This is a genomic window from Dehalococcoidia bacterium (genome assembly GCA_035528575.1).
Lineage (GTDB): Bacteria > Chloroflexota > Dehalococcoidia > E44-bin15 > E44-bin15 > DATKYK01.
In genome coordinates this window covers 1-13059 of record DATKYK010000029.1, presented here as the reverse complement: position 1 = coordinate 13059, position 13059 = coordinate 1, and the positions used below count along the sequence as shown (strand labels likewise).

Annotated in this window: 14 protein-coding genes, 1 tRNA gene and 1 pseudogene; 12 read left to right on the top strand and 4 right to left on the bottom strand. The window is 53.2% G+C overall.

Annotated elements, in window-relative coordinates; all coding sequences use genetic code 11:
• Positions 1-31: 31 nt before the first annotated feature.
• Positions 32-445 carry a transcriptional repressor gene (locus tag VMX96_06700; protein ID HUU63587.1) on the bottom strand — a complete coding sequence of 138 codons (414 nt, stop codon included), beginning with the start codon at positions 443-445 and terminating at the stop codon, positions 32-34.
• A gap of 305 nt (positions 446-750) precedes the next feature.
• Between VMX96_06700 and VMX96_06695 the strand changes: the two genes are divergently transcribed.
• The gene (locus tag VMX96_06695; protein ID HUU63586.1) at positions 751-1239 is read left to right on the top strand and encodes a CvpA family protein; all 489 of its coding nucleotides are present in this window, start codon (positions 751-753) and stop codon (positions 1237-1239) included.
• 241 nt (positions 1240-1480) lie between these two features.
• Complete coding sequence (locus VMX96_06690; protein ID HUU63585.1) at positions 1481-2227, top strand: class I SAM-dependent methyltransferase; 747 nt, start codon at positions 1481-1483, stop codon at positions 2225-2227.
• 13 nt (positions 2228-2240) lie between these two features.
• Here the strand turns inward: VMX96_06690 and VMX96_06685 are convergent, their stop codons facing one another.
• The 3 genes from VMX96_06685 to rsmD form a co-directional block, all read right to left on the bottom strand.
• Positions 2241-2516 carry a YfhL family 4Fe-4S dicluster ferredoxin gene (locus VMX96_06685; GenBank protein HUU63584.1) on the bottom strand — a complete coding sequence of 92 codons (276 nt, stop codon included), beginning with the start codon at positions 2514-2516 and terminating at the stop codon, positions 2241-2243.
• A 69-nt stretch (positions 2517-2585) separates the two neighbouring features.
• Positions 2586-3068, bottom strand: a complete 483-nt coding sequence (gene coaD / locus VMX96_06680; protein ID HUU63583.1) for a pantetheine-phosphate adenylyltransferase — start codon at positions 3066-3068, stop codon at positions 2586-2588.
• An 11-nt stretch (positions 3069-3079) separates the two neighbouring features.
• Complete coding sequence (gene rsmD / locus VMX96_06675; protein ID HUU63582.1) at positions 3080-3619, bottom strand: 16S rRNA (guanine(966)-N(2))-methyltransferase RsmD; 540 nt, start codon at positions 3617-3619, stop codon at positions 3080-3082.
• Positions 3620-3801: 182 nt separating this feature from the next.
• Here rsmD and greA point away from each other — a divergent pair, with 182 nt between their 5' ends.
• The 10 genes and pseudogenes from greA to VMX96_06625 all read left to right on the top strand — a co-directional run.
• Positions 3802-4272: a transcription elongation factor GreA gene (greA, locus tag VMX96_06670; protein ID HUU63581.1), complete on the top strand. Its 471-nt coding sequence runs from the start codon at positions 3802-3804 to the stop codon at positions 4270-4272.
• Complete coding sequence (lysS, locus tag VMX96_06665) at positions 4272-5729, top strand: lysine--tRNA ligase (protein ID HUU63580.1); 1458 nt, start codon at positions 4272-4274, stop codon at positions 5727-5729. Before greA ends, lysS begins: the two co-directional genes overlap by 1 nt.
• A 12-nt stretch (positions 5730-5741) precedes the next feature.
• Complete coding sequence (serS, locus tag VMX96_06660) at positions 5742-7001, top strand: serine--tRNA ligase (protein HUU63579.1); 1260 nt, start codon at positions 5742-5744, stop codon at positions 6999-7001.
• A 191-nt stretch (positions 7002-7192) separates the two neighbouring features.
• Positions 7193-7280 (top strand) — tRNA-Ser (locus VMX96_06655).
• Between the two features lie 142 nt (positions 7281-7422).
• Positions 7423-8592, top strand: a pseudogene (sucC, locus tag VMX96_06650) (ADP-forming succinate--CoA ligase subunit beta).
• 83 nt (positions 8593-8675) lie between these two features.
• Complete coding sequence (locus VMX96_06645) at positions 8676-8975, top strand: hypothetical protein (protein ID HUU63578.1); 300 nt, start codon at positions 8676-8678, stop codon at positions 8973-8975.
• Positions 8976-8993: 18 nt separating this feature from the next.
• Complete coding sequence (sucD, locus tag VMX96_06640) at positions 8994-9863, top strand: succinate--CoA ligase subunit alpha (protein HUU63577.1); 870 nt, start codon at positions 8994-8996, stop codon at positions 9861-9863.
• Between the two features lie 107 nt (positions 9864-9970).
• Entirely contained in the window at positions 9971-10756 is a 786-nt protein-coding gene (gene surE, locus VMX96_06635; protein HUU63576.1) for a 5'/3'-nucleotidase SurE, read from the top strand.
• Between the two features lie 320 nt (positions 10757-11076).
• Complete coding sequence (locus tag VMX96_06630) at positions 11077-12060, top strand: LuxR C-terminal-related transcriptional regulator (protein ID HUU63575.1); 984 nt, start codon at positions 11077-11079, stop codon at positions 12058-12060.
• Between the two features lie 145 nt (positions 12061-12205).
• Positions 12206-13059: FAD-dependent oxidoreductase (locus VMX96_06625; protein ID HUU63574.1), on the top strand; the 854-nt coding region annotated here is incomplete at its 3' end.

The window sequence follows — 13059 nt, the reverse complement described above, 5'->3', positions numbered from 1 at the left end:
AAAGTCCCTTTCAAGGAAGTGAATTGTTTAGTTAATTCTGTTCCTGGCGGCAGCGCTCACAGTATCCCTCCAGAGAAACCGAAGCGTTGAGGATCTCGAAGCCGCTTTGCCGGCTCACATCCTCCTTCATCTGCTTGGTTAAGGGGGACACAAAGTCGACCACCCTGCCGCAGCCCAGGCAGATTAAATGGTGGTGCTCCTTTTTCCGTTTGACCTCGTAGTGGTGGTGTTCCTCGGCAAAGTGCCGCTCCTCTACCAGATCCAGCTCCTTGAACAGGTTGAGGGTGCGATAGACCGTAGAAAGGCTGATATGAGGTTCCCGTTCCTTGGCCAGGCGGTAAAGCTCCTCGGCATCTAGATGACCTTCCGAGTGGCGCAACAGGTCGAGAAGTAGCTTCCGCTGGCTGGTAACCCTCTGCCCCTTTAGCTCCCGAACTTCTACCATGATCCTTCTCCTCCAGATATAACTGCAAATGGGAAGCACTTGCAATAACTATTATATTAGGCTTCTTACCGCTTGTAAAGGCCCCAAAATCTCTGATCTCGTTTAGATAGATAGTTGATACCTGGTATAGTGTAGTGGATTTACCTTCCCTCGAGATGACAAACACAATAGGCGAACGGTAATGTGTATCTAGTGTACTGGACGGGTACAGTCCTTTATCTTGATATTCTAGATATGGTAGAATGAATGGCGAGACTTGGAGGAGGCTCTAGGATGGCTTTAGTAAACTCAGCAGGAGCAAGTCTATGAACTGGTTCGACATTGTCCTCATAGTCGTTTTGGCGCTATCGACACTCATGGGTCTATGGCGAGGACTCATAAGCATGGTCTTCCCTTTTATCGGGCTCATAATTGGCGTTGTCCTGGCTGGTCACTACTACGGCACAGTCGGCGGGTGGCTGCCTATTGAGAACACCGAATACGCCGGATGGGCTGGCTATGCCATCATCATTGTCGGCACACTCATAGTGTCGGTTATATTGGCTGCTTTCCTGAGGAGATTCATCAGGTTGGTACTGCTGGGGTGGGTCGACCGCCTTGGTGGGGCCGTATTCGGCCTGGCACTGGGGGGCCTATTCTGTGCAGCGGCACTGGCAGCAAGTGTAAAGTTCGATTTAGGCTCAAATTTCATTCAGGATTCGGGCATCGCCAAACTGCTTCTAGACTGGCTTCCTGCGGTGCTTGTCCTGCTTCCCGGTGATTTCGGCGATGACGTGCGGGAATTCTTCCAGTAGAGCTACTTTTTTGGCTTCTGTAGGTCGGAAGTAGAGGGTGGCAGTGCCGATTCACCCACTACTAAGGTTACTGCATAAAAACGACCTTCTCATTATAATAGTGGGGAATTAGGCCCATTGGGAAGCCTGGCCTAAGCCCAATAGTATAGCATTCATACCACTATGACGGCGATTTTGGCAGCCTAGTGGTGGAATTATTCAAGCTTTTACCGTGTGTAACAGGCTCTACTAGATGGAGATAATGTCAATAAAGCCCTCTTGGCTTTATGTTCCGGAGTGGCTCTTAGCTGACACCTGGCATTTTCCATATGCCTATAAAACCTTCCGCAAATACATCCCTCGGGAGTCGCTTGTCCTTGAGGTTGGCTTTGGCAGCGGCAGAATCCTTACTCGAATAGCCAGGGAGCTGAACTGCAAATGTGTGGGCGTTGAGGTTGAGGATGACGCCTTCCCCTCGCTCTCCTTTTTCTCCCAACAACACGGGGTAACGGTGGAGGCGATGAAGGGCGATGGTTTCTCGCTCCCCTTCAGGGATGAGAGCTTCGATGTAGTTTACTCGGAGGGAGTGATCGAGCACTTCCCCATCGATCGAGCTGCGCAGATGATTCGGGAGCACGCTCGGGTTTGCCGAACGGGGGGTCTGGTAATCATATCCGTGCCCAACAAGTTCGCCTTTCTGCACTCTCTGACAAAGCTTCTGTTGGGCCAGAGGTTTCTCTTCTACCCTGAAAGGAGTCTCTCCACCTTCGAGCTTTTCCGACTGATGGCTCTCTCAGGTCTCAACCTGGTAGTGAGGGATGGCTTTGCCTTCGGCTGCCAGTTCTATATGTTCCAGGCTTTTTTCCTCGACCGGATCTCCTTCCCCATATTGAAAAGGATAAATTTAAGGCTACTTTCCCTGTTTAAGGAAACAAGCCTCTACCACTTTGAGAATCCGTGGTTAAATTCTCTGGTCGGCTTTCAGACCTTGGTTGTAGGTCGACGGTAATACTAGCCTAGCATTAAAAGGTGCCCGTGACGGGTTCCTCCCCCGGGTGAAGCGTGCGCCACTTCGCCAGGAGCTGCTCCTTCGTTTCTTTATGCTCTGGGTCAGGGGTACAGCAATCGTCGATCGGGCATACCTCGGCACAGCGCGACTCTTCGGCGATTCCTACACACTCGGTGCACTTTTCCGGGTCTATTACATAAGTCGTCTCGCCCTCACTAATCGCCTCATTTTTACATTCCGCCTCGCATGCACCGCAACTGATGCACTCATCGGTAATCTTATAGGCCACCGGTCATACCTCCTTATATTTCATACCTCATTGTCGATATTTTTTATATCGCTTCCCCTTCTTGGTTAATCACCTCCTAAGAAGTTTCTCTCTTAAGGCTGTGGCCACGTGCGGCGGAACCAGATCATCGATGTCGCCCCCCAGTTTGGCCGCCTCCTTAAGCAGGCTTGAGCTAACAAATTCGAACTCTAGCTTGGTCATAAAGCAGACCAGTTCCACATCCGGAGCGAGCTTCTTGTTCATAAGGGCCATCTCGAATTCCCTTTCGAAGTCTGAGCTCATTCTCAGGCCACGCACTATAGCAACGGCTTTCCTCTTTCTAGCGAACTCCACAGTAAGCCCGTTGTAGCGTTCCACCCGAATGTTGGGAACGTGAGCCAGCGCCTTTTTCATCAACGACGCCCTTTCAGCGGCAGTGAACAGCAAGGGCTTCGGCGGGTCATCGTAGACCGCCACCACCAGTTGCTCGAATAGGGCTGCTGCTCGCTCCGCAATATCAACGTGTCCCATAGTTGCTGGGTCAAAACTTCCTGGATAAATAGCAATGGCCAAGATAAACCCTCCTATTGATATACTGAGATACAGGTATCGCCATGCCGGCGTTCCTTAGCGAGCTGGAAATTTCCATAGACTGAACTCAGCGGTAGACGGTAAGAGTGTTCTACCGCAATGGTTGAACCAACCCCGACCAAGCGGGAAATTACTAGTTGCTCAAGGGTTTCAATAACGGCGTGTTCTCGGTAGGGTGGTCCCATTAATACTATACCATACTTCTTCTTGAGCAGGGAAATGGACTTAATTGCGCTCAAGCGGTATACATGGGCTTGCGCGCTCAGTCCGGCATGATCCAGATTATGCTTAATAACAGCGTAGCACCTGGGATTTTGCTCAACGAAATCGGCCCACCCCGCACCTCGGCTCAGCGCCTCGAGACCCATGGAGCCAGTGCCTGCATAAAGGTCAAGCACAGAAGACCAGTCAGTGTCCATAGATTCTAAAATGGAAAAGAGCGCCCCTCTTATTAAGTCAGATGTAGGGCGGATATAAATACCTTTTGGCGATTTAATATATTGTCCCTTCGCTTTGCCTGCAATAATGCGCATTCCCAATAGAAGCCGATTTCTTTCCCCTATTCAAGGAATATTATACTATGGAGAATACTACTCCCGTCAAGGGGCTTTACAAATATTTCAATAGCTTGTATAATATATAAAAAATAAAGAGATATACGGCTGAGGGTCGTCGACCTTCAGTCTTTTTTAGTAGCGGTAGAAGGAAGGTTAGGATGTCTAATAAAGAGAATTTCCTCACCCCGGAGGGTCTGGCAAGGCTGGAGGAGGAGCTGGAGTATCTGCGTACGGTGCGACGCCAGGATGTGGCGGAAAAAATCCAGCAGTCCAAGGAATTGCGCAGCTCTGTTATCTCGCCGGAGTATGAGGAGGCTAAGAACGAGCAGGGCTTCGTCGAGGGGAAGATCCTCGAGATTGAGAGGATCATCAGGAATGCCAAAATCATCCATCACGAGGACATCAATGTGGACTTCGTGGAGGTGGGGAACGAGGTGAGGGTGCAACTTCAGGACGGCAGTGAGGAACACTATACCATTGTGGGTAGTGCCGAGGCTAAACCTGGCGAGTGGAGGATTTCCAACGAATCACCGATGGGTAAGGCATTGCTGGGCAAGAGAGTGGGAGATGAGGCGGAGGTGGAGGCACCTGCAGGGCCGCTCAAGCTGAGGATCCTGGAGATTAAGTAGTGGCTCGCATCGATGATATAACCAGGCAGCGCCGCGAAAAGCTAGAGAGAATTTGCCAGCAGGGAATCGATACTTATCCCCACCGTTACCATCGCAGCCACAACACAAAGGAGGCCATCGCCCTCTTCGAGCGGGGCGATGACTCGGTGGTGAGCCTCGCCGGTCGAATAATGGCTTGCCGGGATATGGGCAAGGCCACATTCATTGACATCCGAGACTCATCGGGTAACATCCAGGCCTACTTCCGCAGCGACCTCCTGGGGGATAAGTATGAACTAATAAAGCAGTGTGATGTTGGAGACATCATCGGGGTAAGCGGCAATGCATTTAAAACGCATGCTGGAGAGGTAACATTAAAGGTTTCCGATTGCACCCTGCTCGCCAAGTCCCTCCATCCCCTGCCTGAGAAGTGGCACGGGCTTACCGATGTAGAGAAGCGCTACAGGCAACGCTACCTCGACCTCATCTCCAATGAAGAGGTAGGTCGGATATTTGTGTTGCGCAGCCGGGCTATTTCTGCCATAAGGCGCTTCCTCGACAAGCGTGGTTTTATCGAGGTGGAGACGCCGGTACTCCATCCCGTGGCGGGCGGCGCTCTGGCTCGTCCCTTCACTACACATCATCATGCTTTAGACCAGGACCTATACCTGCGCATCGCCCCCGAGCTTTACCTGAAGCGGCTCATCGTGGGCGGCCTCGATAGGGTGTATGAGATTGGGCGCATCTTCCGCAACGAGGGCATATCCATAAAGCACAACCCGGAATTTACCATGCTTGAGAGCTATGAGGCCTATACTGACTATAACGATGTGATGGCGATGGCAGAGGAGATGGTTTCCCATGTTGCCAGGAGGGTTTTGCGCAAGACCAGGGTCAGCTTCGCCGGAAGTCGCATAGATTTCGCGCCTCCTTGGCGGCGCATCACCCTGCAAGATGCCATTAAGGAAGGGTGTGGCATCGATTTTATGGAACATGCTGATGAGCACTCACTGCGCAACGCAATTCGAGATCAAGGATTAGAGGTGGATGATAGACCAAGCTGGGCCAAGCTCATCGACAAGCTCATCTCCACCTTCGTGGAGCCAGGTCTAATTCAGCCCACCTTCGTAATGGACTACCCCATTGAGCTATCGCCCCTGGCGAAGCGAAAGCTTGGGAGTGAGCGGTTGGTGGAGCGGTTTGAGGCCTTTGCCGGGGGGATGGAGCTCGCCAATGCCTTCACCGAGCTCAACGACCCCGTGGAGCAGCGGGAGCGCTTCCTGGAGCAGGAGAGACTACGCGCCCTTTTGGGCGATGAGGAGGCGGAGAGGGTGGATGAGGATTTCCTGGTGGCACTGGAGAATGGCATGCCGCCCACGGGAGGCCTGGGCATGGGCATCGACCGGCTGGTGATGCTGCTCACCGACCAGCATTCGATAAGAGATGTTATCCTCTTCCCGCAGTTACGTACTAAGTAATAAGTAACAGTTATGCTGAGCCTGCAATTCATCCGTGAAAACCCTGCCCTGGTTCGCGAGGCACTGGGGAAGCGTCAGTCCAGCGAGGATATCGATGATATCCTCGCTTTTGATGAGCGTCGCCGCAGCCTGCTTACCGAGGTGGAGGCACTGAGGGCACGGCGAAACGAGGTGAGTCGAGAGATAGGCAAAACAGGCGAGAGGCCTCCACAACTGATCGAGGAGATGCGCCAGATGGGGGATCGAATCAAGTCCCTCGACGAGCAGGTGGGGGAGATCGAAGAGCAGCTTAACGACCTCCTCCTTCGCGTGCCCAACATTCCTCACCCCAGCGTTCCAACAGGTAAGGATGAAAGCGGTAATATAGAGGTGCGAAGCTGGGGGGAAGCTCGAAAACTCGATTTTACACCCAAGCCCCACTGGGAGCTGGGCGAATCATTGGGAATCATCGACTTTGAGCGGGGGTCGAAGATCTCGGGCACCCGCTTCTATGTGCTCAAAGGGTTGGGGGCACACCTCCAGCGCGCCCTGATCTCCTTCATGCTCGACCTGCACGTGCAGGAACATGGCTATACCGAGATGTATCCCCCCTTTATGGTAAAGCGAGAGTGCATGGTTGGGTCGGGAAATCTTCCCAAGTTCGCCGATAACCTCTACCACGATGAGGAGGACGATTTATGGTTTGTGCCCACCGCTGAGGTGCCGCTGACCAACCTTCACCGCGATGAGATTCTCCCCCCGGGCACCCTTCCTCTATATTATGTAGCCTATACCGCTTGCTTTCGCCGAGAGAAGATGTCGGCGGGCAAGGATACCAGGGGAATTAAAAGGGGGCATCAATTCGATAAGGTGGAGCTTTACAAATTTGTCGTGCCCGATTCATCGGATGGGGAGCTGGAGAAAATGGTAGGTGATGCTGAGGAGGTATGCCGCCGGTTGGGCATCCCCTATCGGGTACTACAGCTTTGCAGCGGCGACCTTGGTTTTGCCGCCAACAAGTCATACGATATCGAGGTTTGGGCCCCTGGGTGTGGAGAGTGGTTGGAGGTAAGCTCCTGCTCCAGCTGTAGCGATTTTCAAGCGAGGCGCGCCAATATTCGCTTTCGCCCCCAGAGTAGTGCCAGGCCGCAGTTTGTGCACACCCTGAATGGCTCGGGTCTGGCCCTGCCCCGCGTGCTGATCGCCCTCCTGGAGAACTATCAGCAGCCCGATGGTAGCATAGTGATACCTGAGGTTCTACGCCCATATACCCGGTTTGAGGTTATAAAGTAGCGGATGTATAGTACTTCGAAAATTAAGTTACGTCCGAATGGATCGTTAGCCGTAGTCTATAAAGCCGGTCTCCAAATTTTTAAACTTTTCGCTACACCAGATACTTTTGTCCATGATTTATGAAGCCGACTACCAAATAGAAGAGCCTAGCGCATAGGACGACAAGGTCATATCGAGTAGTATGAAAAGAGGGAGGGGTGACCGAGAGGCCTATGGTGGCGGTCTTGAAAACCGCAGTCTCGATTTTCGGGACCGTGGGTTCGAATCCCACCCCCTCCGCTTTGTCGCTATTTAAAGGGTGTGGGAGCAGGCTCCAATCGATTAATATATCAAGTGGTTCTTGAGGCAGGATAACCTTTTACTAGTGTGAGAAAAGCCAATCGATTGGTGCTAGGGGCGAAGGCACGTCGAAAGGAGTGAAAGAGTGAAAATCCATGAGTATCAGGCCAAGGAGTTATTCGCCAAATACGGTATCCCCGTGCCCAAAGGGGGCGTTGCGTCGACCCCCGAGGAGGCCAAAAAGGTCGCTGCCCAGCTCGGCGGGACGGTTGTAATAAAGGCACAGGTCTATGCCGGCGGCCGGGGAAAGGGTGGTGGGATCAAGACGGCGCAGTCCCCCGATGAGGCGGAAAAACTGGCGGGCCAGATAATCGGGATGAGGCTGGTTACCCATCAGACATCTCCTGACGGGGTGCCCGTAGACAAGGTGCTGGTCGAGGAGGAGGGGACAATTGAGCGGGAGTTATACCTCGGTATCGTCATCGATTCGGGGAAAGGCCTGCCGGTGATCATGGCCAGCGAGGCGGGGGGTATGGACATCGAGGAGGTGGCTGCCAGGAGCCCGGAGAAGATACTCAAGGTATATATCGACCCCATGATCGGGTTTCAGCCCTTTTTAGGTCGGAGGCTTGCCTTTGGCTTAAATTTGGAGGCGGAGCAGGTAAGGCCTATGGGACAGCTTATCGGCAACCTGTTCCGTATGTTCAAGGAGCAGGACGCCTCTCTGGCGGAGATTAACCCGCTGGTGGTTACCTCGGATGGCAGGCTGCTGGCGCTGGATGCCAAGCTTAACCTCGATGACAACGCCCTGTTTCGCCATCGCGATTACGCCGAGCTTCGGGACCCTGCTCAGGAGGACGAGCTGGACCTGGAGGCGGCAAAGCATAACCTCTCCTATATACGGCTCGATGGCGATGTGGGGTGTATGGTCAATGGCGCTGGACTTGCCATGGCCACCATGGACATTATCAAGCAGGTGGGGGGTGAGCCGGCAAACTTCCTCGATGTAGGCGGTGGAGCCAGCGAGGAGATGGTTACCAGTGCCTTCACCCTACTGCTATCCGACCCTAAGGTCAAGGCGGCGCTGGTCAATATCTTCGGCGGAATACTCAGGTGTGACATCGTAGCGCGTGGTATGATTGAGGCCTCAAAACAGAAGGAGATCAAGGTGCCGATAGTGGTCAGGATGAGGGGGACGAATGTCGAGGAGGGGATGAAGCTCCTCGCCGAATCTGGCCTCCCAATAGTCATGGCTAAGGACCTGAGGGATGCTGCGGAGAAGGTGGTGGTGGCAAGGGGTGGGGCGGGTTGAATTGTGGCAGAGCGAGAAAGGGGGATTATAATGAGCATCATTGTCGATGGAAATAGGAGGCCTATGGTTATGGGGATAAGATTATGATTATCGGGATAGCACTGCTCCTGGTCTGCACTGGATCGTTAATTGTGGTCTGGGCTAGATTGGCCGGTATTGAGGTAAGCGGGGGGCTCGCTGAAGGTCTCGACTTCATTATAAGCGGAGTCCTGACGATTCGCTTTCAAATATTACTCAGCCTGGCATTTCTCGTGGCAGGCGTGGGTGTGGGTATCTTGCTTCATGAAATAAGGAATTTTAGGTTAATGAAGGAATTTGGCGCCGCGATTTGCGTCGTCGTTGCGCTGGCTTCGGGGTTTTTTGCTATACAGTTTCTCGTCTAAATGGCATAGGGGGTTAGAATGAGCATTCTTGTCGATGAGGATACCAGACTTCTGGTTCAGGGTATCACTGGTAGTGAGGGAAGCTTTCATACCAGAAGGTGTATGGCATACGGCACCAAGGTCGTTGCCGGGGTTACACCGGGAAAGGGAGGGACATCGTTCGATGGGGTGCCGGTTTTCAATGAGGTGGGGCGTGCGGTTAAGGAGACCGGGGCAAATGCGAGCATGATCTTCGTCCCCCCCGCCTTCGCTGCCGATGCCATCCTGGAGGCGGCAGATGCCGGCATAACCCTGGTGGTATGCATTACCGACGGCATCCCTACCCTGGACATGGTTACCGTTCTTGGCTATCTGAAGGGGAAATATACACGTCTCATCGGACCCAATTGCCCCGGGGTTATCTCGCCGGGGAAGTCAAAGGTGGGGCTCATGCCAGGTGATATTCACATGGCCGGGAGCGTGGGCGTGGTCTCCCGGAGCGGCACCCTGACCTATGAGGCGGTGGCCCAGCTAACAGAGCAGGGGATCGGTCAATCCACCTGTATTGGAGTGGGTGGCGATCCCCTAATCGGCACAACCTTTATCGATGTGCTGGGGCTGTTCGAACAGGATAGCGAAACAGGGCTGGTGGTGCTTATCGGGGAGATCGGCGGCACGGCGGAGCAGGAAGCGGCGGAATTCATAAGGGAGATGACCAAGCCGGTCGTCGCCTTCGTCTCAGGGAGCACCGCGCCGCCGGGGAGGAGGATGGGGCACGCTGGGGCGATCATCACCGGCAGCTCGGGTACCGCAGTGGAGAAGTTCGAGGCGCTTCGTGCCGCCGGGGCCACCATCGCCTCTAGCCCGGCGGAGATCGGTGCCGTAGCGCGAAGTGTATATCGAGCATAATGCCTGCAGGGAAAATCAGGCGAGTTTTTTTGAAGTTTACGGTTGTAGTTAGGAAATTAGCGTAACTGAAAAATTCCAATGTAAAGGCCAATAGAGGTCGATTTATTTTGAGAAAACTGAGAATACTGGTTACAAATGACGACGGATTTCTGGCCAGGGGGCTGTGGGATCTGGCCAGGGCGCTTCGTGAGGTTGGCGAGGTTTGCATTGTGGCCCCCGATAGGGAACAGAGCGCCGTAGGCAGCTCGGTAACGCTTCACAATCCGCTACGGGTAAAGGAGATACGATCCCCAATAAAGGATGTAAAGAGCTACCTAGTGGAGGGTACCCCCGGCGATTGTGTCATCCTGGCCCTGGGCCACCTGCTCGATAAAAAGATTGACATGGTGTTTTCCGGCATAAACGAGGGGTCAAATCTCGGCGACGATGTTCTCCTCTCTGGGACAGTGGGTGCTGCCCTCCACGGATACCTTAAGGGCATTACCTCGGTAGCCATATCGGTAGGGGCATTAAAGGATGTCCATTTTGATGCTGCGTCCCGGCTGGCAGTTGTCCTGGCACCACTCATAGCGGATTTACCCGCGGGGACCTTCCTGAATATAAACCTGCCCAACCTGCCTCTTGAACAGATCAAGGGTATAGAGGTTACCCGTCTGGGACGGCGAAGCTACAGCGATGAGATTCAGCCGGGGAATGATGGTAAGAGGGACTACTACTGGATCGTGCGCGGAACGCCGGTTTGGCAGCCGGAGGAGGGCACCGATATATGGGCGTTCACCAATAATAAGATTACCATAACCCCGCTTTACAATGAGCTGACAAACCTGAAGGTGCTCTCCGCCATAAAGGATTTGCCCCAGGCGCTCCACCAGGGGTTATTTAATCAAGGTTGATGGATCGTCACTATAGAAGAGACGTGGAAAAACCAGATCCAGGGACAAACGCTACCTCATCGGTTTTCCCCTTATAATTTAGAGTTTCCATATCCAGTTTCTCGTCCCCTACATGAGGTGAAACGCTGACTCTATAACTTCTGATCATGGTGTCACCACAAGAGATATGCATGTTCGCTTGAAATTGCAGAGCTCATAAAACCAATAGTGGGTAAGTTGTAAAAGTGACTATTGACCTGTCATATCGTCTATCTGATATCGCACTTGACTATCAGCTCAACATTATATAAGCTTATCATACATTAACAAAGGACCTTGTGATGACATTTGGGCAACGGCTAAGGGAACTGAGGCAAGCCAAGAGCATGACCCAAAGGGAACTCGCAGAAAAGACAGGGATTAGCTTCGCATATGTGAGTAAACTTGAAACGGGCGCCATGCCTCCACCGAGGGAAAATAACATCTTGGCCCTGGCCAAGGTACTTGGTGCGAACGGTGCCGACATGGATGAGCTATTCGGTCTTGCAAAGAAGATGCCGTCCGATTTGCGGAAACAAGTAGATCCCGAAATGATAAGGATGTTACGGTCACTTAAAGATGGCAAAGGGACAAGCATACAAAAAGTAGACACGGTGCAGCAACAGATTATGGAGCAAAGAACATTTACAATCCAGCGCCCATCCTCCGAGGAGGGCCTTGGCGAATGTAATGAAACATTTCGAGCGCTTTTCGAGAATTCTCTGGACGGCATCGTGATACTTGACAGTAACTTAGACGTCGTATATGAAAGCCCATCTGCCGCTCGGATCCTTGGCTATGAATCAGGAGAATTCGCTAGCAAGGATACACTTTCGCTTCTTCACCCAGATGATATGTCTAAAACAGCCCATGGGCTCACCAAACTGGTACGGACTCCTGGTGTTACTGCGTATGCACAGTTGCGTGCGAGGCACAAAGACGGTACATGGCACATAGTTGAAGCTGTCGCCAAGAACCTTATCCACGTTCCCGCTATAAAGGGCGTTGTTATTGACTACCGCGACATTAGCGGGCGTAGCGGAGAGGAAGGGGCATGGGCTGAACGCGCGGTTTTAGCGATGGCAGAGGAATACCTCCTGACGGAGAGGGAGCAAAGGGTTCTCACACTAATGGCAGAGGGGCAGAGCAACCCCCAAATAGCCGAGCAGCTGATGGTAAGCCCTTCCACAGTGAGGTTCCACGTTAGCAGCATATTTCACAAGCTTGGTGTTACCAGCCGTACAGAGGCAGTAGCTCTGTCACTGCGTCGCCATATAATCCTCTAGCCAGGGTATAAAACCCCGCTATTCGTCTAGGTATTAATCTCTCCTTATGTCCAGTATAGAATTAGGGATTCTTTGTTACGATTAAAGTCATAAAAGTGATGTGAGACAGCCTTTTATCGCTGGCCATAGTTATTAGGAGGTAAAAATGAGTGATGCAGAAAGGTACGACGTCGTCATCATCGGTGCCGGCCACAACGGCACTACAGCAGCAGCATACCTGGCCAAGAGCGGGCTGAGCGTCTGCGTTCTGGAGGAGAGGCCGGAGTGCGGCGGAGCGCAGGAGAATACCGACCTCATTGCCGGGGTGCACATCGCCCCGCACGCCGTGGGACTATACGGGGGAGCGGCACCAGGCTGGGAGCAGCTGGATCTGTGGAAGCACGGCGCTCGCATGGACTGGTCAGCCCAGAAGCTAAGCGGAGAGGGATTCGCCACTGGTACACTGCTGGGCCTGCTCTGCAAAGATGGAGTCTCTTTCGCCGGTGGAAAGGACTTTGAAGGCTGGCTCACGCTGAGTGGCGTCCTCGGCGGCTTCTGCCAGGAGCTGCTGCGCGCAACCTTCTGGTGCCCGCCACATCCATCGTATGTCGAGGTAAACGCCGAGACCGTCCCCTTCATGCAGGTCTACAAAGAGCGGCTGCCACAGGTATGGACACCGGAACTGCTGGAATGGGACATGTTCGACCTCATGGACGAGTATATGGAGACCGAGCCCTTCAAGGTATTCCAGGCATACATAGCCTGGATGTCAGGGGCTGCCGGCCATTTCGAAGGTATGGGCATACCCGCCTTCGAGAGCGTGGTAGCCTCCGTGCTCTACACTACGGGGGTCGTCCCCATGGGCGGCATACACGGCTACTACCATGCCCTCATCCGCTGCGCTATAGCCCATGGCGCAGTTTTTCGCACATGCTGCCCGGTGGATGAAATAATCGTAAAGAACGGTCGAGCCGTGGGGGTGCTCCTCAGGGATAATGCAGCCTGGGGCAACAAGGTCAT